At 48.0% G+C, this 19,211-nt stretch carries 22 protein-coding genes and 5 tRNA genes; 20 read left to right on the top strand and 7 right to left on the bottom strand.

Going from position 1 to position 19,211, the window contains the following annotated elements; all coding sequences use genetic code 11:
• Positions 1 to 93: 93 nt before the first annotated feature.
• The 3 genes from msrB to G8768_RS17690 all read left to right on the top strand — a co-directional run bounded on the left by msrB (position 94) and on the right by G8768_RS17690 (position 1,993).
• Positions 94 to 489 carry a peptide-methionine (R)-S-oxide reductase MsrB gene (gene msrB, locus G8768_RS17700; RefSeq protein WP_166848298.1) on the top strand — a complete coding sequence of 132 codons (396 nt, stop codon included), beginning with the start codon at positions 94 to 96 and terminating at the stop codon, positions 487 to 489.
• Positions 489 to 1,163 (top strand): DNA-3-methyladenine glycosylase I, encoded by a 675-nt coding sequence (locus G8768_RS17695; protein ID WP_166848301.1) that lies wholly within the window; start codon positions 489 to 491, stop codon positions 1,161 to 1,163. Before msrB ends, G8768_RS17695 begins: the two co-directional genes overlap by 1 nt.
• Positions 1,164 to 1,252: 89 nt before the next feature.
• Complete coding sequence (locus G8768_RS17690) at positions 1,253 to 1,993, top strand: DUF1499 domain-containing protein (protein ID WP_166848303.1); 741 nt, start codon at positions 1,253 to 1,255, stop codon at positions 1,991 to 1,993.
• Between the two features lie 49 nt (positions 1,994 to 2,042).
• Here G8768_RS17690 and G8768_RS17685 read toward each other — a convergent pair whose 3' ends face one another.
• Positions 2,043 to 2,819 carry a hypothetical protein gene (locus tag G8768_RS17685; RefSeq protein WP_166848305.1) on the bottom strand — a complete coding sequence of 259 codons (777 nt, stop codon included), beginning with the start codon at positions 2,817 to 2,819 and terminating at the stop codon, positions 2,043 to 2,045.
• Between the two features lie 428 nt (positions 2,820 to 3,247).
• On the opposite strand from G8768_RS17685, the gene G8768_RS17680 reads away from it, so the two are divergent.
• From G8768_RS17680 to G8768_RS17665, 4 genes are all read left to right on the top strand, one after another.
• Positions 3,248 to 3,323, top strand: a tRNA-Glu gene (locus tag G8768_RS17680).
• 3 nt (positions 3,324 to 3,326) lie between these two features.
• Positions 3,327 to 3,402: transfer RNA gene (locus tag G8768_RS17675), tRNA-Gly, on the top strand.
• A gap of 421 nt (positions 3,403 to 3,823) precedes the next feature.
• Positions 3,824 to 3,899: transfer RNA gene (locus G8768_RS17670), tRNA-Glu, on the top strand.
• A gap of 3 nt (positions 3,900 to 3,902) precedes the next feature.
• Positions 3,903 to 3,978, top strand: a tRNA-Gly gene (locus G8768_RS17665).
• A 311-nt stretch (positions 3,979 to 4,289) separates the two neighbouring features.
• Here G8768_RS17665 and G8768_RS17660 read toward each other — a convergent pair.
• Complete coding sequence (locus G8768_RS17660; protein ID WP_166843629.1) at positions 4,290 to 5,204, bottom strand: permease; 915 nt, start codon at positions 5,202 to 5,204, stop codon at positions 4,290 to 4,292.
• A 111-nt stretch (positions 5,205 to 5,315) separates the two neighbouring features.
• Between G8768_RS17660 and G8768_RS17655 the strand changes: the two genes are divergently transcribed.
• Complete coding sequence (locus G8768_RS17655; RefSeq protein WP_166843630.1) at positions 5,316 to 5,606, top strand: ArsR/SmtB family transcription factor; 291 nt, start codon at positions 5,316 to 5,318, stop codon at positions 5,604 to 5,606.
• 129 nt (positions 5,607 to 5,735) lie between these two features.
• Here the strand turns inward: G8768_RS17655 and G8768_RS20880 are convergent, their stop codons facing one another.
• Entirely contained in the window at positions 5,736 to 6,128 is a 393-nt protein-coding gene (locus G8768_RS20880; RefSeq protein WP_208020256.1) for a PA2817 family protein, read from the bottom strand.
• A 93-nt stretch (positions 6,129 to 6,221) separates the two neighbouring features.
• Here G8768_RS20880 and G8768_RS17645 point away from each other — a divergent pair, with 93 nt between their 5' ends.
• Genes G8768_RS17645 through queF form a run of 3 tightly spaced genes read left to right on the top strand, consistent with a single transcriptional unit; the run spans position 6,222 to position 8,801 of the window.
• A complete protein-coding gene (locus G8768_RS17645; RefSeq protein ID WP_166843631.1) occupies positions 6,222 to 7,148 on the top strand; it encodes an ABC transporter ATP-binding protein in 927 nt (308 codons plus the stop codon).
• On the top strand, positions 7,148 to 7,921 hold the full coding sequence (locus G8768_RS17640; protein WP_166843632.1) for an ABC transporter permease: 774 nt from the start codon (positions 7,148 to 7,150) through the stop codon (positions 7,919 to 7,921). Before G8768_RS17645 ends, G8768_RS17640 begins: the two co-directional genes overlap by 1 nt.
• 52 nt (positions 7,922 to 7,973) lie before the next feature.
• Entirely contained in the window at positions 7,974 to 8,801 is an 828-nt protein-coding gene (gene queF, locus G8768_RS17635; protein WP_166844137.1) for an NADPH-dependent 7-cyano-7-deazaguanine reductase QueF, read from the top strand.
• 82 nt (positions 8,802 to 8,883) lie between these two features.
• On the opposite strand, the gene G8768_RS17630 is transcribed toward queF, so the two are convergent.
• Positions 8,884 to 10,296 carry an adenylate/guanylate cyclase domain-containing protein gene (locus G8768_RS17630; RefSeq protein ID WP_166843633.1) on the bottom strand — a complete coding sequence of 471 codons (1,413 nt, stop codon included), beginning with the start codon at positions 10,294 to 10,296 and terminating at the stop codon, positions 8,884 to 8,886.
• 319 nt (positions 10,297 to 10,615) lie between these two features.
• On the opposite strand from G8768_RS17630, the gene G8768_RS17625 reads away from it, so the two are divergent.
• The 3 genes from G8768_RS17625 (at position 10,616) to G8768_RS17615 (ending at position 11,917) form a co-directional block, all read left to right on the top strand.
• On the top strand, positions 10,616 to 11,176 hold the full coding sequence (locus tag G8768_RS17625) for a nitroreductase family protein (protein WP_166843634.1): 561 nt from the start codon (positions 10,616 to 10,618) through the stop codon (positions 11,174 to 11,176).
• Between the two features lie 67 nt (positions 11,177 to 11,243).
• A tRNA-Ser gene (locus tag G8768_RS17620) sits at positions 11,244 to 11,331 on the top strand.
• A gap of 331 nt (positions 11,332 to 11,662) precedes the next feature.
• Entirely contained in the window at positions 11,663 to 11,917 is a 255-nt protein-coding gene (locus tag G8768_RS17615) for a hypothetical protein (RefSeq protein ID WP_166843635.1), read from the top strand.
• A 54-nt stretch (positions 11,918 to 11,971) separates the two neighbouring features.
• Here G8768_RS17615 and G8768_RS17610 read toward each other — a convergent pair whose 3' ends face one another.
• Positions 11,972 to 12,430: a hypothetical protein gene (locus G8768_RS17610; RefSeq protein WP_166843636.1), complete on the bottom strand. Its 459-nt coding sequence runs from the start codon at positions 12,428 to 12,430 to the stop codon at positions 11,972 to 11,974.
• 287 nt (positions 12,431 to 12,717) lie between these two features.
• Here G8768_RS17610 and G8768_RS17605 point away from each other — a divergent pair, with 287 nt between their 5' ends.
• From G8768_RS17605 to G8768_RS17590, 4 genes are all read left to right on the top strand, one after another.
• Positions 12,718 to 13,593 carry a crotonase/enoyl-CoA hydratase family protein gene (locus G8768_RS17605; protein ID WP_166843637.1) on the top strand — a complete coding sequence of 292 codons (876 nt, stop codon included), beginning with the start codon at positions 12,718 to 12,720 and terminating at the stop codon, positions 13,591 to 13,593.
• A gap of 95 nt (positions 13,594 to 13,688) precedes the next feature.
• A complete protein-coding gene (locus G8768_RS17600; RefSeq protein ID WP_166843638.1) occupies positions 13,689 to 13,934 on the top strand; it encodes a DUF1653 domain-containing protein in 246 nt (81 codons plus the stop codon).
• Between the two features lie 5 nt (positions 13,935 to 13,939).
• The gene (gene tadA / locus G8768_RS17595; protein WP_166843639.1) at positions 13,940 to 14,473 is read left to right on the top strand and encodes a tRNA adenosine(34) deaminase TadA; all 534 of its coding nucleotides are present in this window, start codon (positions 13,940 to 13,942) and stop codon (positions 14,471 to 14,473) included.
• 97 nt (positions 14,474 to 14,570) lie between these two features.
• Positions 14,571 to 15,452: a hypothetical protein gene (locus G8768_RS17590; protein WP_166843640.1), complete on the top strand. Its 882-nt coding sequence runs from the start codon at positions 14,571 to 14,573 to the stop codon at positions 15,450 to 15,452.
• Here the strand turns inward: G8768_RS17590 and G8768_RS17585 are convergent.
• Positions 15,449 to 16,012 (bottom strand): hypothetical protein, encoded by a 564-nt coding sequence (locus G8768_RS17585; protein ID WP_166843641.1) that lies wholly within the window; start codon positions 16,010 to 16,012, stop codon positions 15,449 to 15,451. The genes G8768_RS17590 and G8768_RS17585 overlap by 4 nt on opposite strands.
• 461 nt (positions 16,013 to 16,473) lie before the next feature.
• Here G8768_RS17585 and G8768_RS17580 point away from each other — a divergent pair, with 461 nt between their 5' ends.
• Together G8768_RS17580 and G8768_RS17575 are read left to right on the top strand one after the other, a co-directional pair.
• Positions 16,474 to 17,019, top strand: coding sequence for a PAS domain-containing protein (locus G8768_RS17580; RefSeq protein ID WP_166843642.1), 546 nt, complete (start codon positions 16,474 to 16,476; stop codon positions 17,017 to 17,019).
• A gap of 11 nt (positions 17,020 to 17,030) precedes the next feature.
• Positions 17,031 to 18,542, top strand: coding sequence for a methyl-accepting chemotaxis protein (locus G8768_RS17575; RefSeq protein ID WP_166843643.1), 1,512 nt, complete (start codon positions 17,031 to 17,033; stop codon positions 18,540 to 18,542).
• A 26-nt stretch (positions 18,543 to 18,568) separates the two neighbouring features.
• On the opposite strand, the gene G8768_RS17570 is transcribed toward G8768_RS17575, so the two are convergent.
• Positions 18,569 to 19,057 (bottom strand): hypothetical protein, encoded by a 489-nt coding sequence (locus G8768_RS17570; RefSeq protein WP_166843644.1) that lies wholly within the window; start codon positions 19,055 to 19,057, stop codon positions 18,569 to 18,571.
• Between the last annotated feature and the right edge of the window lie 154 nt (positions 19,058 to 19,211).

Raw genomic sequence — 19,211 nt, 5'->3', positions numbered from 1 at the left:
AGGTACTTGTTTTGTTAAGGTCTGGTATTCTAGGGCTTGTCGCCTGGAATTAAAACGATTCTATGGGCGCTCGGGCTAAATAAGAGGCTGAATATGACGGATGATTTAAAAAACCACGAATATTGGCGCGATAAGCTGAGTGCTGACGAGTTTCATGTCTGCCGGGAGCAGGGAACTGAGAGGGCGTTCACCGGAGAGTACTGGAATCATAAAGATGACGGCAGCTACTTGTGTCGTTGTTGCGGTGAAGCCTTGTTTGAGTCCGAGGCAAAGTATGATTCCGGCTGTGGCTGGCCAAGCTTTACCCAGCCGAGTGAGCGGATGGCCGTTGAAGAACAAATGGATCGCAGCCATGGCATGGTGCGTACGGAAGTGCATTGTCGTAAATGTGGCAGTCATCTGGGCCATGTTTTTACCGATGGGCCAGCCCCAAATGGTCTGCGCTACTGTATAAATTCCCTATCGATACGTTTTAAAGAGGAAGATTGATGCTTGCATTTGCCGATATTCTGGCGACTGCCGAACTGCACAAAGGTGGTTCCGCTGCGGTTAAAAAGTTACTGCCGAAGGTCGCTACGGCCAAACAGCTGAAGGCGAAGGACGATGCCTATTATTTGTCGATGATGAGTCTGAGGGTGTTTCGAGCTGGCTTGAAACATGAGCTGGTTGACCGCAAATGGCCGGCGTTTGAAAAAGCCTTTCACGATTTCGATCCCTATGATGTGCTGATGATGAGTGATGAAGATCTGGAAGCACAAATGCACAACAAGGAGATCATTCGACATTTTGGAAAAATCCGTTCCATTCGAAGTAATGCTCAAATGGTTCGGGAAATTAGCCAGGAGTTTGGCAGCTTCGGCACATTTCTCGCGGAGTGGCCAGCCGAGACGTTGTGCGAGCTTTGGTTTATGTTGAAGAAAAAAGGGGCGCAATTGGGTGGTTTATCGGCGCCACGTTTCTTGCGTATGGTGGGGAAGGATACTTTTGTCTTGACGGATGATGTTGTAGCGAGTCTCATATCCCAGGAAGTGCTGGATAAAAAGCCCACAGCTCAAAGAGATATTCGCCAGGCTCAACAGGCGTTTAACCAGTGGCAGGAAGAGAGTGGTTTACCCATGGCGCATATCAGTCGGATTATTTCCTTCACCGCCAATGTGAATTAACAGGCCGAATAACCGCACGATTGTCACGAGCGCGGTACTTACTCTAATTAAATGTTAACGAATAACAATACACAGCGAAAAGGTAGTTTATGAATACTTCAAGTCCCAAAAAGCCCTGGACCATATGGCTGATTACATTGCAGGTGGTGTTGCTTGGCATATTGCCCATTCTGATTCTGGCTTACCGCAGTGGTAGCCTGGATCTGGGTAAAGGCTTTCTTGGGTCGGCCTTATTGATGTTGATCGTTGCGGCATTGGGCGCCTTGGCTTTACTGGTTTGTCTCTATGCCTTATTCGCTAAAAATACCGCACTGCGTAACAGTAGTCTGGTTGCTGTGTTTATTGGTGCGCTGCCGGTGTTTGCGATTTTGGGCACGGTTGGGCTTGCGGCATTTTCCGTGCCGCCTATTCACGACATCAGTACCGATACGTCCAGGCCTCCCTTGTTCGTGTCTGCATTGGTAGAGCGTAGCGAAAGCGATAACTCTATTGACTACAATTCTGAAAAACTCCCGGATATCCAGGCGAAAAGCTACCCGGACATTAAGCCTTTGCGTTTAAGCTCAAGCCCTTTGGATACTTTCAACAAGGCGAAAAAAGTTGTTGAAGACATGGGCTGGGCTCTGCAATGGGAAGATGCCAAAACCGGACACATTGAAGCTCTGGTTGAAAGCGCAGTATTTGGTTTCAAAGACGATGTGATTATCCGCATCGAGCCGAGTGCCAGTGGCAGCGTGTTGGATATGCGCTCGGCCTCTCGTGTAGGTGTCAGTGATCTGGGGGCCAACGCCAAGCGAATTCGTGCTTTTATGGATGCTATGCAGCGTTAATCGCTGAAGTATAAAAAATACGTAGATCAACAGCCGGCGTCCGCGCCGGCTAGTCGTAGAAATTTTTCTTTTTCCAGTCGCCGTCGTCCCACTTTTTAGACTCGGCTTCCATGGCTTCTTTCTCTGCTTTGATTCTTGCCTGCTCGGCCTTGGCCATATCACTGGCGCTTTTAATCCATTCCTGATGATTGCGAATGTTTTCGTTGAATACCTGATCGCCATTGTATTTGGTCAGCACGGTATTGGCTTGGGTGAAATAGTGGGCGGCCAGCTGATGCTTGCCATTTGCCAATGCGCCTCGAGCTAAAATGTCGTGCTCATCCGCCGCCAGCAGGGCCATTTTATTTTTGATGATCGTTCGGGCTTCACTGGCTTTTGCATGATTCAAGGCGCCTTTTTGCCCCAGCTGTTGGAAGAACTTCAGTAACAACTTCAGGTTTTTACGAGTACCGGTAATTTGCCGCGCATTGCTTAGGGATTTCAACTGGTTTCCACCTTTTTGCTTGCTTAAGGCCAGGTAGCGTTCATTGGCCTGTTGCAGCATGGCTTTGTGTTTTTCTTCTTCGGGTTGCAGTTGGCTGAGTTCTTCATAGGTGAGAACCAGGGCTTGCTGAATAATCAGAGTGAGTGCCGAGCCAAGATAATTTGGCGGAAAGCAGGCCATGGTTTCATCGATTTTTCGGGCTCGACTTTTGAGGGAATTGATAAACAGGCGGCGTTTTTCACGCTTGGAGTTAACGCTATGGGTGAACAGGGCATAGCAAGCCAGAATTGCCAACACAATGACAATTCCCGCAGTGACCATAATTGGTACATTGGCTCCCATAAATACGCGCTTCTCGTGGGTCTTACATAAGAGTCAGGGTGGCCCCGACGTTTTTCAGTATCTGTGGCTGGCCCGAGTTCTTGATGTCCCTAATCATGTTGAACAAGGTGCCACAGGAATAGTTAAAGTATAGACAGTGTATCGGCAGCTTCCTGAAAAATTAGAGCTTCCGACCAATTTGGCGCGAAAATATAGGATACATGTAGAAGAACAGCTCGTTGACGGTGCAATTATGGCCAAATATCGGACTTTTTAGGATGAGTCAGGGTAGGGCTGTTGCCGAAATATACGTTCTGGCTGCAAATTGCCCAGTGAGCTAAGTCGTTGTTTCAAAAACAATAAAAATTAAAATCAACAGTTGACAGCAAGGGGCTGTCTCCATAGAATGCGCCCCACTTCTGACGCAGACAGCGTTTTGAAGGTCCTACGTCCCCTTCGTCTAGAGGCCTAGGACACCGCCCTTTCACGGCGGTAACAGGGGTTCGACTCCCCTAGGGGACGCCATTTGCGGGAATAGCTCAGTTGGTAGAGCACAACCTTGCCAAGGTTGGGGTCGCGAGTTCGAATCTCGTTTCCCGCTCCAGTTTTTCTTCACCTTATTGATATTTAGATTTCTCAGGTCGTGGGCACATTTGCCTTGTTTCACGAGACAGTCGGATTTCATCCCACAACGTATTCCAGCGCATCCCTGCGCTTTCGGTACTTGCGCTTCCATATGTGATTTGTCTTTGGAGCAGTGTTTCCACAATAGTTCCTATTGATAGAAGTCGTGCTTTGCTCATCGAAGAAGTCTGGCACTTAGGGAGTCGGGCCAGGCTTGGTAAGTCCCGTTGAAACAAGCCCTTTTCCAGGAATGTCCCTACACAGGGGAAGCTGAAAAATCGGCCTCTAAGTCTTTGTTTTTAAAAAATATTAAAAAAACCGTAACTTAGTGTTGACAGGGGTAGGGTAGATCTCTAGAATGCGCAGCTCTTCCGGCACAGACAGTGTTTGGAAAGTCCTACGTCCCCTTCGTCTAGAGGCCTAGGACACCGCCCTTTCACGGCGGTAACAGGGGTTCGACTCCCCTAGGGGACGCCATTTGCGGGAATAGCTCAGTTGGTAGAGCACAACCTTGCCAAGGTTGGGGTCGCGAGTTCGAATCTCGTTTCCCGCTCCAGTTTTTCTTCACCGTTTCGGTATAAAAATTCTTCAGAAAGTCTGACGGAAAAGCCTGACAGATTTACCTATGTTTCATTGTGAAATGAAATTGTATTTCGTCGTTCATGCCTGCATGCCCATACCTCCATGACCCTGGCACCTCCATGTGAAGTTTGAGGTGAGTACCCATGGCATAAGTCACTTAAAAGGTTGGCGTTTATTGATTGGCGTTTTTGCGGTGGAAGGGAAATCGAAAGGACTGAAGCTCTTGGTGCAAGGTGCTTACAGCCCTCTATTAAAATGAAGTCGCTTGTGTAACAAGCTGAATCGTTAAAAAATAGCGCTATACAAAAAGCCGGCGCCTATCGCCATGCTCAAAATAACCGCGAGAAATGCGGCGATCATTTGATTCCTGAAAATCGACTTTAACAAAATTACTTCCGTTAGACTTGCACCCGCACTGCCGATAATCAGTGCCATTACAGCCCCCAGTCCCATTCCTTTTGCGGCTAATGCCGCACTTAAAGGGATCACGGCTTCTGCGCGTATGTACAGTGGAATACCAATTACGGCAGCGATGGGAATGGCGAAGGGGTTGCTTTCATCCGCGACACTGGCAACAAATTCTGTTGGCATAAATCCATAAATCATCGAGCCAATTGCTATACCGCCGATTAAATAGGGGACAACGGTTTTAAAATCGGACCAGGTTGAAAACCAGATGCTTTTCCAAACACTCACGGGCTTTGTTTTTTCGCCACAGCCGGTTCCGCAACCCTGGGAGGCGGGTTCTTCATAGGACTGGGGCTTTACGTATTTTTCAAAGCCCAGTTTTTCCAGGGTGATGCCTCCAAGTACCGAGACGCCCATGGCGATAAGAAAATAGAAAAGGGTGACCTGCAAGCCAAAGGTCACTGCGAACAAGCCAATAATGATCGGGTTCAGAAGAGGGCTGGCGAATAGAAACACCATCATGGTTCCAAACCCGGCTTTTGCCCTGAGCAAACCTTTAAGAAAGGGAATTGTCGAGCAGGAACAGAACGGGGTGATGGCGCCAAGAAAGCCAGCGGCGATATAGCCACGCCCGTGTTGGTCGCTGAGGATTTTCTGAATTTTCTCGGGAGGCAGTTTGGTCTGCAGGTAGCCCACGCCATAGCTGATCAACAGGTACAAAATCGTCAGTTCCACCGTGAGGAATACAAACATGCCAGCCGCTTCGCTGACCATTTCACTGGTAATTGTCATTCAATATCTCCAAAACTATATTTCTAATAATGCCGAAATATAGTTTTGGAGATTTTCCTTGTCAAGATATTTCTGGTAATATCGAAATATAAACTTGGCAGGAGTAAAGTCATGAAGCTGGAGGTCGCGGCGAAAGCACTCAAGGAGTTGGGACATCCAACCCGCTTAGCCATATTTAAACGACTGGTAAAAGCCGGGCCCGAGGGGCTGGCGGTGGGTGCCTTACAGGATGAGTTGGACATTCCCAATTCAACCTTGTCGCATCATGTGGCGAGTTTGGTGTCGGCTGATCTTCTGTCACAACGGCGGGAGGGCAGAACCCTGTATTGTCAGCCCGATTACGACCACCTGCAGGCGGTCATCGACTTTCTGCAGGATGAGTGTTGTGCCGATCAGGGTTAATCCGGGAAGGCCCTAAAAGCTATGCCTTATGCCACCCGGTTTCAGGCGGATAGTAAGAAGATATAAGGTTGGACTGGAAATAGGGGAGCGGCGTCCCCATATAGATAGCTTGCCGATACTGGCAGAATCTTAGTGAAGGCCAAAAATTCTAGCGCGCTCTTCCTGGTAATCACTGCTTTGCGAGGCATAGCAGGCCTCATCAAGCTGTTGAAACTGGCTGATTTCCTCGTCGGGCATAAAGTGCAAGCAGTCGCCGCCAAAATACCAAAACAGGTCCCTTGGGATGAGCGCCGTAATATGGGCTTGGTTAGCGACGCTCTGGCCGATTAGCCACTGACCTTTTTGAAAGAAATCCTCTTCGTGAGCATTTTGCTCATCGGCGAGAAAACGCAAAGTATCGATAAAGCGTTGATCACTTTCGCTCAATGGCAGCTCATCGCTGGCTTCGGCAAAAGGTGCTTGCTTGCTGACCTCTTGCGCGAGATTTTGCAGTTGTTGTGTACAATATTGTTTTTGATTCATGGCTGACTCCTACCGGGTGTCACATTATACCTGCTCACACCTTATGGCCAATATTCAACTGGGGTGAATTGGGTTTTATTGAAGGAGCTTTATATGGGCAATGCCCTGGATATTAAAGGTTTGAAAAAAGTTTACGGCAATGACTTTCAGGCGTTGAAAGGCATTGACCTGAGTGTCGAGGAGGGGGATTTCTTCGCACTGCTTGGCCCAAACGGTGCCGGCAAATCAACCACTATTGGTGTGATCTGTTCACTGGTCTTGAAAAGCGAAGGTTCAGTATCGGTATTTGGTCACGATATCGATAAAGACTTTTCACTGGCAAAGCAGGAGCTCGGTGTGGTTCCCCAGGAGTTCAACTTCAGCCAGTTTGAAACGCCCTGGAGCATTGTGATTAATCAGGCCGGATACTACGGTATGCCTCGCAAGCTCGCAGCTGAGCGAGCAGAAGAGTATTTGCGTAAGCTGGGCCTTTGGGAAAAGCGCAACGATCAAGCCAGAATGCTGTCAGGGGGTATGAAGCGCCGCTTGATGATCGTGCGAGCCCTGATTCATAAACCGCGTCTGCTGATTTTGGATGAACCCACCGCTGGCGTTGACATTGAGCTTCGCCGTTCCATGTGGGATTTTCTTCGCGAGATTAATGAGGCGGGCACCACCATTATTTTGACCACCCATTACCTGGAAGAGGCTGAAAGTCTTTGTCGCAATATTGCCATTATCAATCACGGTGAAATTGTTGAAAACACCAGCGTAAAGGCATTATTGAAAACCCTCAACAAAGAGCACTTTGTTTTGGATACCAAAGATGCCTTGAGTGAGCTGCCAAAACTCAATGGCTATAACTGCCAGTTGATTGAAGATCACAGCATCGAAATTGAGGTGGAGAAAGGTCAGTCGCTTAACCCGGTTTTTATGGCCTTGCAAGAGCAGGGTATTGAAGTATTGAGTATGCGTAACAAAGCAAACCGTTTGGAAGAACTGTTCGTATCCATGGTGAGCCAACAAGAAGGAGCCCAATAATGACTTTGCAACAACAATGGGTAGCCCTGCAAACTATTTTCTTTAAAGAAATTCATCGTTTCAGCCGCATCTGGGTGCAAACGCTTTTGCCGCCTGTGATTACGATGTCTTTGTACTTCGTGATTTTTGGTACCTTAATCGGTGGCCGTATTGGCGAGATGGGTGGTTTTTCCTATATGGAATTTGTGGTGCCGGGATTAATTATGATGTCGGTGATTACCAACTCGTATTCTAATGTGGTGTCTTCTTTTTACAGTGCAAAATTTCAGCACAGCATTGAAGAAATTCTGGTCTCGCCTACACCCAATTACATTATTCTTCTCGGCTACGTGATGGGCGGTGTTGCTCGTGGTTTGGCGGTCGGGTTTTTAGTGACATTAATGTCGCTTTTGTTTACTAAACTGCAGGTACAGAACCTGGCGATTACCATCACCATCGTCTTTTTAACATCAGTATTGTTTTCATTGATGGGTTTTATCAATGCCGTTTTTGCCAACTCCTTTGATGATATTTCGATTGTGCCAACGTTTGTTTTGACCCCGCTTACCTATCTTGGCGGCGTGTTTTACTCCATCAACTTATTGCCGGACTTTTGGCAGGGCGTTTCATTGCTGAACCCCATCTTGTACATGGTAAACGTTTTCCGCTATGGGATTCTGGGTATCTCTGATATTCAGGTGCACTATGCCTTTATGGGGGTTCTTGCTTTTATTGTGGTTTTGGCCGCGATTTCCATGCATTTGCTGGAAGCCGGCAAGCGCCTGCGTGCTTAATTAATAGGTAAGTCGCTGTATTTTCAGCTGATCGAGAACAGAACAGGAATTTATCGTGGATCATTTGCAACTGGGTAAACATACCGAATACGTTTCCGTGTATACGCCATCTTTGCTCGACCCCATTCCAAGAGCGATGGCGCGAGCAGAGCTGGCGATCAAAAATGAGAGCTTGCCCTTTGCGGGTGTCGATATTTGGACGGGTTATGAGATTTCCTGGCTCAATGGGAATGGCTTGCCCCAGCAAGCTATTGCCGTATTTTCCATTCCGGCAGATTCCCCGAATATTATCGAGTCGAAGTCATTTAAGCTGTATTTGAATTCTTTCAACCAGACCAAATTTAATACACGTTCGGAAGTGATTGCGGCGATGGAATCGGATCTTAGTGCCGCGGCGGGTGCGCCCGTACTGGTGGATCTGGAAGGGTTGGATCAGTTTGCTTCTGTGGGTGTGCAGCGCCCCAGGGGGATTTGCATTGATCATATGGATGTGGAGATCGAAACCTACTCCCCGGATGCCAACTTACTCTCGGCGACGGGTGAGCTGGTAAGCGAAACCTTATACAGCGATTTATTGAAATCCAACTGCCCGGTGACGGCGCAACCCGATTGGGCGACGTTAATTATCAGCTATCGTGGAACCGCCATCAGCCAGGAAGGGTTGTTGCGCTATATTGTATCCTACCGGGAGCATCAGGACTTTCATGAAAACTGCGTCGAGCGCATCTACAGCGATATCATGGCGCAATGCCAGCCTGAATCGTTAATGGTATACGCGCGTTATACCCGTCGTGGCGGTCTGGATATCAATCCACTGCGCCACAGTCTGGGGGACAGTGTGGATGCACTGGATATTGCTTCGCGTTTGGTCAGGCAGTAGTGTTTAAAAACTGATTTGGGGCGAATGTGATAGTGATACTAAGGATTTAGAAGCGTCAGGGAAGGAGGCGGGCAATAGAGCGTTAGAGATCTTTTTTGATGCTGATAATGTCTTGCCCCTTTAGTGTGGTTACCGCGCTTTCCAGGGTACGAATAATGCGCTCGCGATCATAATTGCGCAGCTTGTCCATATCCAGGTGCATGGCAAAACCTTCAGTGTTCTCTTCAATATAGTTTTGCTGTTTGCCCAGATTTTTACGAAGATCAATAACCTGATACACCTTGATCGGGTGGCTAAAGCCTTTAACTGTAATCTCACCCTTATCCTGACACAGGACAACGTCTTTAATCAGCGCCCAGGATTCGTGAGTAATCAGAATTTCCCCGGGGGAGGCAGCAGATTCCAAGCGGCTCGCGAGATTCACATGAGCACCCAGTGCGGTGTAATCCAGGTGGTGACGGGTACCAAACGTACCCACGGTGCAGTAACCGGTATTAATTCCCATGCGAATGCTGAGAGGGCGAGTGATGCCCTGATTGCGCCATTGCTGTTGCAATACCTTCATGCGTTTACGCATGGCAATCGCCATGGCAAGGCAGCGTCGGCAATCGGCTTTTGCGCCCTTGCTGTCGTTATCGCCGAACAACACCATAATGGCGTCGCCCATAAATTTATCGATGGTACCGCCGTGCTCCTCAACAATTTTCGACATCTCGGTCAGATAATTGTTGAGCAAATCGGTTAAGGTCTCAGCTTCCAGTTCTTCCGCCAGTACCGAGAAATCTTTAATGTCCGAGAAAAAGCAGGTGAGCTTTTTACGTTGTGTCGGTGGTGGCTTACTGTTTTCCCGGTTAATGGCTTTCCAAACCGGTGGTGGCAGATAGCGGGAAAGCTGGTAGGAGCGTAGCTTGTGGGTGGTTTGTTCTTTTAAGAGCTTCTGGTGTTCAGAATCCAGTGATTCCAGGCGCTTCTTGGTGTAAACCCCATAGGCACAGAAATAAGCCGCAATACCAATCAGGCCCGCAATGCCCATTTCCAGACGACCGCTGACCGACCAACCCGGATCGCGAACCAGAAGGGCGGCGCCAATACCCAGAAAATAGCCAATATTGTCACGCAGCCATTTTTGCTGTCCGCCACTGGTGATGGCGTTAAACTGGATCAGAATCCAAAATAAAATCGCGGGTAATAAACTGAGCTCAATAATGCCAATACACACACCCATCAAAAAGCTGTCGAGTGTGCCAAGAATAACGGATAGAGGAGGATTACCCTCGTCGCGGGAACGCTTCTGTAATAGGTAGCTTATATAGAGGTAAGCCAGCAGAACGATGATGGCGCCTGAACGAACATAGTCAAGCTCCGGCCACTGAATCCCAGTAGCCAGGGTGCCGATCATGGAAAAGCACAATAGTATCCGGAAATATAAGGGATACTCAGGCAGCTCCTGGGCCGGTTTGATTGTGCCGGTGGCAAAGTCCGTTGTTTTATTCATCAAGCGCGAAAACTACTTTGGCATCTTGTGTTAATTGTAGTTGGGTCTCGGATAATGTGTAGTAGATCACAAAACCTAACTATCATCGTCTTTTTATAAGTGGAATGGAAGGCTTTAGCGAATAAAGCTTAGATATAGGTCCATATACTCAGTAATATAGGAGTATATTTCACATTATTACGCATGTTTAGTCTTAATGGCGTATATCTGCTCGAATCGTAGTACACCTCTTTAAACAATAACAGCCCAATTAGCGTATAAATCCTGTTATTGTGGTGTTTTTTAAGAATCTTCTCTATCTGATTGAAATACATACAATATGTTAGCTCTAGACGCCCTCAAAAATCGAATCTCTCACGGCAAATTACAGGCCCCTGGTCCCACAACTGAGCAGCGCTCAGAAATAGAGGCTGCCGCACTGCGTGCTGCCGATCACGGTTGTCTTCGACCGTGGCGTTACCTCTATATAGAAGGGGAAGGCCGCGAAGAACTGGGGCGTTTGTACCTGGACGCCGCTCAAGCCAAAAATCCGGATCTCGACGACAGCCAGAAGGATCGATTTCTGAAAATGCCGTTTCGAGCCCCTTGCATGTATGTGGCGATTGCCAATATTCAAGAGCACCCTAAAGTGCCTCGCGAAGAACAGCTCATGGCGGCAGCGGCTTCCGTACAAAACATGATCACTGCCGCTTTTGCCCTGGGGGTTGGTGCTTATTGGCGTAGCGGCGAACTGGCCTTTGACAGCGTAGTGAAGCAGGGCCTTGGCCTGGCGGAAAACGAAGAAATTGTAGGCTTTGTCTATATGGGCACCCCACAAATACCCAACCGAAAGGTGCCCGAGCTGCAAGCCTCTGATTTTTTTAAAAAATGGCCCTTATAAGATTGCATCCCTAAACGCTTTTGTGTAAAGTTGCGCCCTCTTGAAACGGAGCCCATCCGTTTCATCCGGAGAGGTGTCCGAGTGGTCGAAGGAGCACGCCTGGAAAGTGTGTATACGGCAACGTATCGAGGGTTCGAATCCCTCCCTCTCCGCCATATCTCAAAGAGCCCTGGTACGTAAGTGCTGGGGCTTTTTTGTGTGTGGCTGTTCGAGAATTCTGTTGCTTCAGATTAATACGGCTAAGTATTTGGAAGGAAGGGTGATAGCGGTGCAATGCCTTGATGTTGGAGTGAGGCAAAAGGGGCCTTTAGGTCAGATCCGTTAATTTTCTTGTTTCGAGTCTGAAAAAGTCTATCCTATACAAGTCCTAAGCATAGAAGAGGATATAACTCCTCTAATTCTGCTGGTCACATTCGATGTCTAAACGAGCAAATAAAATCGAAAACTGTTAGCGTTTAACGCTTGCGCTCAAAGGATTTGAATCTTGTGAATAAGCATTTTGATATCGTTGGTAAAACTCTAATAGTCCTTTCGTCAATTTCGGCGTTTATGTGGGTAGGTGGCAAGGAAGAGGATTGCTACTACACAATGGGGTTGTTCCTTCAAGCGCGTTTGTGCGATGGGTATATTGAAGAGCAGTTTAAGGGCGCCGGATATGGGGCTTTGTTTTTTATAGCCTTAATTTTTATTGTCGGTTGTGCACTAATAGCCCTTGCTCGATGCAATAAAAACAAGTTGTAAAATCACAATCAGTTTTTGGGTATCTATTGTCAGATATATCCATTTTTAGTTTCTTTAAGTGTCTGCCCTTGAGCGATACTCCGTGAGAAGAAATAAAAATGCCCCTCTAGCTTTCGTTGCAACGCCAGCAATGACAAGCAAAAACGCGAATAAAATATTGCCAGCGGGATTAAAGCTATTCACCTTTTCAAAAATGGCTGGTTCAAATAACGGGAATATGCTGCTAATGAGTAGAATATATCCTAGTCCTTGCACTCCGCGCAAAAAGCTATTGTTGTAGGTTTTGTGTGTGGCGCTTTTTAACATACCGACTTCGGTTTCATTCATAGACCTTATGGGAACTAAATAGTCTGAGATAGCGAGGTGCATATATATAAATGAGATGACTAACAAGCCTGGGATAAGATAATTCACTTCTGGTGTGGGATTGTTTGCGATGGAATTCAGATATCCAAGGGAAGTAGCCATAGATATGGCAGCCGCCACGGCAAAGAAAATTTTAAGTGCTTTCATGATTATATGTCCCTATATCCTTTTTGTTTCTCTTTGGTCGCGGCAACGCTTTTTACACAGGTGGGTTTGGCATAAATACTTGCGCCACTTCCATAATACGCCTTCTTGCGCTTTCCAGCTATTCAATGACCAAGTGTGATTATTCCGCCAAGCAGCTTTTGTTGTAAATACTAGGCCAATAAACACCAATTCTGGTCTATTCCCGCCAATCTTGCCTACAGCCCTTAAAGCCCAGCAAAGACTCTTTTATGCTATCGCGCAAATAAGCAAACCCGTTGAGACATAGTATGAATTACGAAACCATTCTATATGATATCAAAGACAAGATCCTGACGATTACCTTGAACCGTCCGGAAGAGCTGAATGCCTTTACTGTGGAAATGGCCGAAGAGCTGATCGACGCCTTTGGGCGTGCCAGTGCAGACGATGACGTCCGAGCGGTAGTGGTTACGGGTTCAGGGCGTGGTTTTTGTGCGGGCATGAAGTTGAACAGCGAGGGCAATGCCTTTGGTTTGGACGAAGAACTGGAGCCCAGTCTGGAGGATGTCAGTAATCTGGAGGATGTTGAGCCGGGTATTCGTGATACGGGTGGTACCGTGACCCTGGCGATCTACAACTGCACCAAGCCGGTTATTGCCGCCATTAATGGTCCTGCGGTGGGCATCGGTGCAACCATGACTTGCGCGATGGACATTCGTTTGGCATCCAGCAAGGCCAAGATGGGTTTTGTGTTTACCAAGTTGGGCATCACCCCGGAAGCTTGCTCGGCCTGGTTTCTACCTAAGATTGTTGGTATTTCCCAGGCGCTTGAATGGGTGTACACCGCTGAAATTTTCGACGCTGAAGAGGCGAGAAAGGGTGGTTTGGTGAAGTCTATTCATGAACCTGAAGAGCTACTGGAGGCTGCTTATAAAATCGCACGCCGTATCGCCGATAACACCTCTCCGGTGGCCATCGCTCTGGCCAGGCAGATGATGTATCGCTTGTCGGCGACTCATCATCCCGCAGAGGCGCATAAGGTGGATTCTCTGGCGATTTTTTACCAAAGTCTGGTGGACGGCAAGGAGGGCATCAATGCCTTTTGGGAAAAGCGCCAGGCGGAGTTCACTTCCAAAGTCTCGACCGATATGCCGGATTTCTTTCCCTGGCAGGCTGATACCTAAGGCTCTTATTCAGGGGGGCCCCGGGTTTCGTAGGTAAGAGGTTTTTGCTGTCGAATCTTTCCACGTATAATGGCCTCTTTCTTTTTGGAGGCCATATGCCATTACAGAGCGGAATTTATCGCCACTACAAAGGGCAGGATTACTGGGTAATCGATGTTGCTCGTCACAGTGAAACCGAAGAGGAAGTGGTGGTTTATCGCTGTCTCTACGGCGACTACAGCTTGTGGGTGCGCCCGCTGTCCATGTTTACTGAAAGTGTTGAATTTGAAGGGAAGACGGTTCCACGATTTTCTCTGGTTCGTGCTGCCGCTTCGGAATCGGTGTTTAACCAGGGCCATTGAATTTCATGAATGAGGTGTTAGACAGCGAAGCGCTTGCCGAGCTCAGCCAGCTGGAGCAGGATGAGTATTGGATGCGGCGTTGCATGTCGCTTGCGACCAAGGCCGCCGAAGCGGGCGAGGTGCCCGTGGGTGCAATCATTGTCCATGAGCATCAGTTAATCGCCGAAGCCTTTAACCAGCCTATCAGCACGAATGATCCCAGTGCCCATGCTGAGATCCTTGTCCTGCGCAGTGCTGGTCAGGTGTTGAAAAACTATCGCCTGAGCAATTGTACTCTGTACGTCACTCTGGAACCTTGTAGTATGTGCGCGGGCGCTTTGGTTCATAGCCGGATTTCACGTTTGGTGTATGGCGCTACGGAGCCCAAGGCCGGGGCCATTGAATCCCAGGTGGAGTTCCTTAACAGTGAATTTTTAAATCACCGTCTGGAATGGCAGGGCGGTGTTCTGGCTGAAGAGACCAGCGCCCAGTTGTCGGATTTTTTCAAACGCCGCAGGGCGCAGAAAAAAGCCGACAAAAATAAACACCAGGAAGAATAAAAGCTAAATAGAGGCTGAAAGAAAGCCCTATACAGGAAAAAATGGCAATATTATTTTACCCTCGCGAGGATCGCGTAATTGATTTAGGGATAGCGATATGAAATTCATCGAAATAAGTACCATTAAAAAGCTGATGCTGTGCGGCGCTTCAATGCTGCTTTCCGGTATCAGCCTTGCCGAAGGCAATTTAGAAAATCCGGCAAAAGATGCCATCGAGTCAGGCATCAGTGCGATCAGCGGGTGGCACTGTACCGCGTCAGAGATCGAAATAGAAGTTGACGGAAAATCCTATGGCAAGGCGGGCATGGGGACCATTCGAACCGACACCGAAAGTCGTTGCGGCCATACCAATAGTGGTTTTTCTCTCCTGTTTAACTATGGTGCCTTGCCAGATGGTGAGCATACGCTGGTCGCTAAGGTGGATGGCGAAATCTGGATGGAGCGAACGTTTAGTACGATTCGTCCCGGGAGTGATACGGACTTTGTTCCGGATTCTGATCACACCGAGTACGCCATCGATTTCCCAAAACCCGGCGATGCGTTGGAATTGAAATGGCAAAGCTCCAAACAGTCTTTTACGGTAAGCAGAGCGTTTAGAGATCTGATTAACCCTGGAAAAATGGTTGCAACATTTAATCGTACTTTCTTTGGCCACGCCCGAGGCTATGACCCTTCGCGGCCCGATCGTCAATTTGGTGAGTTGGATGTGACCGAATTTAAATTAAACATCAGTGAGACGGCTTTCGCCATGAGTCGCGTTGGTACAATTCTGGGCGACTGCGATTACAATGGTGACATTACGTTTTTCTTCAATAAGGTGACTTCCCAGGGCACATTCAGTTGCAGTGGCAGCAGTGGAACCTACAGTGCGGAAGTGTTTGTGAATGCAAACGAGGGGTACTATATCGGGCGCTTCGATATGACCCCAACTGGAAGTGAGCAGAGCACACGTGATTTCCACATGGCTCTGGCGCCTTAAGCTTCTCGGATATCTTCGATTTTAAAACGTGGTCGGGCGTTGTCGGCGCCTCGACTGCGGGCAAATTTTAAAAACCAATTTAAAATTCTTTCAGGATCGGTAGCGGCATAATAACTGGTGTGCTTTCCGTAGTTGGCGGGCAGTTCAAAAGTTTCATGTTGCCACAATCCGCCGAGCCCCCATTTGGAAATAATCTTTCCATCTTCTTCAACCAAGCCTGCATGGCAAATTTCATAGTGTCGTTCGTGGGAAGTGCTGTAGAGCACCAGATCACCGCATTGCGGTTTATTCACGCTTTTTAGCGCACCTTGGCTAATCAGGAATAAAGCAAACTCGGGGCCGGCAAAAACATCTTCATTACGGGTAACAATTTGTTGGTAAACCCGGGAGTTGGTCAGGCCCAGGGCGAACACCAGGCAGGTGTAATTGTGCTCGGGCCAAGGATCGGCCACAGGACGAATATTGTGTTCATTATATTGTGCCAGACGCTCAAGGTAGGCCCATTGTTGGTGCCTGGGGTAGGCCTGGCTAATGGATTCAAGTTGCTTGCGAAGCAGCATAGTTCTTCTCCCGTCATGGTTAGGCGTGGAAAAGCTTGCCTGAGGATCAAATGTGGACAGCTCATATATCGACGAACGATTAGCTTACCTTGGCTAATTGAGAATGCTTAATATTTTATCGATATTAAACCCTGCTGCTTATCTGTTTACTTCATCACAATTTGCAGGGGATTGCCGTCTGAGCAGTAGCTGTTCAGTGCAATAGCAGCCCAAGAAACCATAGCAAAGTAGGTCAAAGTCGCGCATATCAACTGATCTGGATCAATAACTTTGTCCAATAAGGATTTACCTGACAAAATTTTCCTAATACCTGTTTCTCAAAACTCAAGGGTAATTAACCCTGGTCGATAAAGGGTTATATCGCGACTGAGTGCGGTTTATTGAGTGATGGACTGGTAACGCCAGGGACAATGAACAAGCCAGGGAGCTAATCAAGCCAATGATTTGCAGGGTGTTACACCATGAAAAAACGTTCATCGAAACGACAAACTATCGAAGCCATTAACCGGGAAGTTCTGGTTGCCGAAGACGGCTTTATCGTCAGCAAAACCGATGCGACCGGGCGCATAAGCTACATCAATCGCACTTTTATGGAGGTGTCCGGCTTTGTTGAATCTGAATTGCTGGGCCATCAGCACAATGTGATTCGCCACCCGGAAATGCCAAGAGGTGTTTTCCAATTGTTGTGGCAGGAATTAAAAGCCGACCGGGAATTCTTTGGTTATGTCAAAAACCTGTGCCGTGACGGCGCTTACTATTGGGTGTTTGCCAATGTCACTCCGGATGTCGATGAGCAGGGTAATCTTCGAGGCTATTATTCGGTGCGACGTAAGCCTGCACCCGGTGCGATAAACGCCATTGAGCCGATCTACGCCAGAATGCTGGATGAAGAAAGTCGTGGAGACCGCAAAACGGCACCGACCCGTTCTGTCAAAATTTTGCAAGCGTATCTGGCAGAACAGAATCAAAGTTACATTCAATTCATGCAGCAACTCGATGCCGCTTGAAGGAGCACATTATGAATCACAATGCCACAACGCGATCGGCTCCTGAGTTTACCAATCGAATCAGCGACCGAATCCCCTTTCTGCGAACACGAGTCAAACTGGCGATGTGCATCCTGCTTGCGCTGGTGTGGTTGAGCAATGGTTTAGCCTTTGTATTTATCGAACCCAATTGGTGGTTGTTCAGTGCGCCCGTACTAAGTTTGTTTGTCGGCTTTTGGATATATCGCTTTACTAAGCAAATGTTCAATTTGATTGAAACCGTACAGGCCACAATGGAATCCGCCAATAAAGGTGCTTTCCATAAACGTATCGTGACTACGGTCGGTATGGGTGAGTTGGGTAAGGTTGCCTGGGAGCTGAACGATTTGCTGGATCGGGTGGAATCGTATTTTAAGGAAGTAAACAGTTGTTTCAGTTATGTCGCCCGAGGCTCCTATGATCGCAAAGCGCTCTATAAAGGTTTGCCTGGCCAGCTGCGGAATTCACTTTGCTCCATCAATACGTCAATTGATCGTATGCGCGAAGGTATGAATTTATTGGCCGCGAATGAACTGCATTCAGAATTACACAGTTTAAATACCATAAATTTAATTCAGAATTTAAAAGCCAACCAGGCCGATCTGGATCGTATCTCCCGCCAGGTTCACGAAGTGGCATCCATCGCAAATGGCAGTGGCGAAGCAGCCAGGGACAGCCAGCATGAAGTCGATAATATGGCGACGCAGCTCAGTGAAATAAACAGCAGCATTCAGGAAGTGGCCCAGGTGGTGAAAGCGTTGGGTGCAGACAGTGAACGAGTTTCTGCATCCTTGTCGATTATTACGGAAATTGCCGATCAAACCAGTCTGTTGGCATTAAACGCCGCTATTGAGGCGGCCCGGGCGGGCGAGCAAGGCCGTGGTTTCGCGGTCGTCGCAGAGGAAGTAAAAGCGCTGTCAAACCGGACCAAAGAAGCGGCGATAGAAGTGTCTTCGACGATGAGCACGTTCAGTTCCCGTGTGCAGGAAATGGTGAACAAAGCCGAAAGTTCCAGCGGTTCTGCAAGCGTAATCAGTGAACAAGTCGAATCCTTTAAACAGCGTTTCAGTGAGTTCTCAGAATCTGCCGAGACAACTTGCCGCTATTTAAGCAACGCCAAAGATCGAACTTTCGGAACGCTGGCAAAACTGGACCATATTATTTTTAAACAAAATGGCTACTTGGCCTTGGACGATTCCTGTGAACGCAAAGAAGAAATTGCTGCGGTGCTGGTTGATCATACGAATTGCAGAATGGGGCAGTGGTACTACAAAGGTGACGGTGCCAATAGCTTTAGCCATCTCGCAGCTTACCGAAAATTGGAAGCGCCTCATACCACAGTTCACAAAGCGGTGCGCGAGGCAGTGGGGTTGCGGGATGCTAACTGGCGGTTTGTTCCGGAAATTCGACAGCAGATTGTCGATCATATGCGCACAGCGGAAACCCAAAGTGATGAAATCCTGCGACGTATTGATGAGATGATGGAACAAAAACACGCATCGTGATTCAGCAGCTCATCATCAACTCATTATCAATGAAACAATTGCTGGGCGGTGCACTCAGCAATCGCTTCGGCTTCAGTAATGGCTTCGTGCAGGTGTTCACTTTTACCCATATAGCCCAGCTGAGAGGTCAGCGAAAAGAGAGTGGTCTTCAGCTGGCTGAGGGCTTCCAGTCTCACGCAGCGCCGCAAGCGGCAATCCTGACAGAGCGCACAAATTTCTTCATGGGTCGCATAGAGAGTAGTTTCAGCGTATTGATTGCGGCCTTGGGCAACATAGGATGCCGACAGGTTGTGACCCGCAATGACTCGCATAGTGATCATCGCCGGGCATGGGCATTGGGCGAGTAACATCTGGCTGATTTCAATGCCAGCCTGAAAGCGCTGGCAGGATTCCTGATACTCTGCGGCGTGGTGGCATTGGGTGCCTTCTTCAATCAGTTTACGGCAGGTGTGTAATGCTTGTTTCGGGTTCGACAGCAGGGCCTGTTGGTGCTGAGGACATAGGGCATTCATCAATCGCTAACACTCATTAAATGATAATCATTATCATTAGTGTATGGCGAGGATTTAAGACTGTCAACCGTTTTAAATCCCTTGTAGGAGCAGTAGAGCAAGGCCCTTGGAAGTGATTGTTTTATAAGGAAATTAGTGAATTGAGGTTCAGAAGCGG

Source organism: Pseudoteredinibacter isoporae (genome assembly GCF_011602085.1).
In the GTDB taxonomy this organism is placed as follows: domain Bacteria; phylum Pseudomonadota; class Gammaproteobacteria; order Pseudomonadales; family Cellvibrionaceae; genus Pseudoteredinibacter; species Pseudoteredinibacter isoporae.
The sequence above is the reverse complement of the archived record's forward strand: the minus strand, read 5'-3'. Positions and strand labels throughout refer to the sequence as shown.

Bases quoted from the DNA above. Each gene is read 5' to 3' on its own strand.
- G8768_RS17625 (WP_166843634.1), top strand. From the start codon at position 10,616: ATGTTAGCTCTAGACGCCCTCAAAAATCGAATCTCTCACGGCAAATTA.
- G8768_RS17600 (WP_166843638.1), top strand. From the start codon at position 13,689: ATGCCATTACAGAGCGGAATTTATCGCCACTACAAAGGGCAGGATTAC.
- G8768_RS17640 (WP_166843632.1), top strand. From the start codon at position 7,148: ATGACTTTGCAACAACAATGGGTAGCCCTGCAAACTATTTTCTTTAAA.
- G8768_RS17660 (WP_166843629.1), bottom strand. From the start codon at position 5,204: ATGACAATTACCAGTGAAATGGTCAGCGAAGCGGCTGGCATGTTTGTA.
- G8768_RS17695 (WP_166848301.1), top strand. From the start codon at position 489: ATGCTTGCATTTGCCGATATTCTGGCGACTGCCGAACTGCACAAAGGT.
- tadA (WP_166843639.1), top strand. From the start codon at position 13,940: ATGAATGAGGTGTTAGACAGCGAAGCGCTTGCCGAGCTCAGCCAGCTG.
- G8768_RS17645 (WP_166843631.1), top strand. From the start codon at position 6,222: ATGGGCAATGCCCTGGATATTAAAGGTTTGAAAAAAGTTTACGGCAAT.
- G8768_RS17580 (WP_166843642.1), top strand. From the start codon at position 16,474: ATGAAAAAACGTTCATCGAAACGACAAACTATCGAAGCCATTAACCGG.
- G8768_RS20880 (WP_208020256.1), bottom strand. From the start codon at position 6,128: ATGAATCAAAAACAATATTGTACACAACAACTGCAAAATCTCGCGCAA.
- G8768_RS17575 (WP_166843643.1), top strand. From the start codon at position 17,031: ATGAATCACAATGCCACAACGCGATCGGCTCCTGAGTTTACCAATCGA.
- G8768_RS17585 (WP_166843641.1), bottom strand. From the start codon at position 16,012: ATGCTGCTTCGCAAGCAACTTGAATCCATTAGCCAGGCCTACCCCAGG.
- G8768_RS17630 (WP_166843633.1), bottom strand. From the start codon at position 10,296: ATGAATAAAACAACGGACTTTGCCACCGGCACAATCAAACCGGCCCAG.
- G8768_RS17685 (WP_166848305.1), bottom strand. From the start codon at position 2,819: ATGGGAGCCAATGTACCAATTATGGTCACTGCGGGAATTGTCATTGTG.
- G8768_RS17590 (WP_166843640.1), top strand. From the start codon at position 14,571: ATGAAATTCATCGAAATAAGTACCATTAAAAAGCTGATGCTGTGCGGC.
- G8768_RS17690 (WP_166848303.1), top strand. From the start codon at position 1,253: ATGAATACTTCAAGTCCCAAAAAGCCCTGGACCATATGGCTGATTACA.
- G8768_RS17605 (WP_166843637.1), top strand. From the start codon at position 12,718: ATGAATTACGAAACCATTCTATATGATATCAAAGACAAGATCCTGACG.
- G8768_RS17610 (WP_166843636.1), bottom strand. From the start codon at position 12,430: ATGAAAGCACTTAAAATTTTCTTTGCCGTGGCGGCTGCCATATCTATG.
- G8768_RS17655 (WP_166843630.1), top strand. From the start codon at position 5,316: ATGAAGCTGGAGGTCGCGGCGAAAGCACTCAAGGAGTTGGGACATCCA.
- msrB (WP_166848298.1), top strand. From the start codon at position 94: ATGACGGATGATTTAAAAAACCACGAATATTGGCGCGATAAGCTGAGT.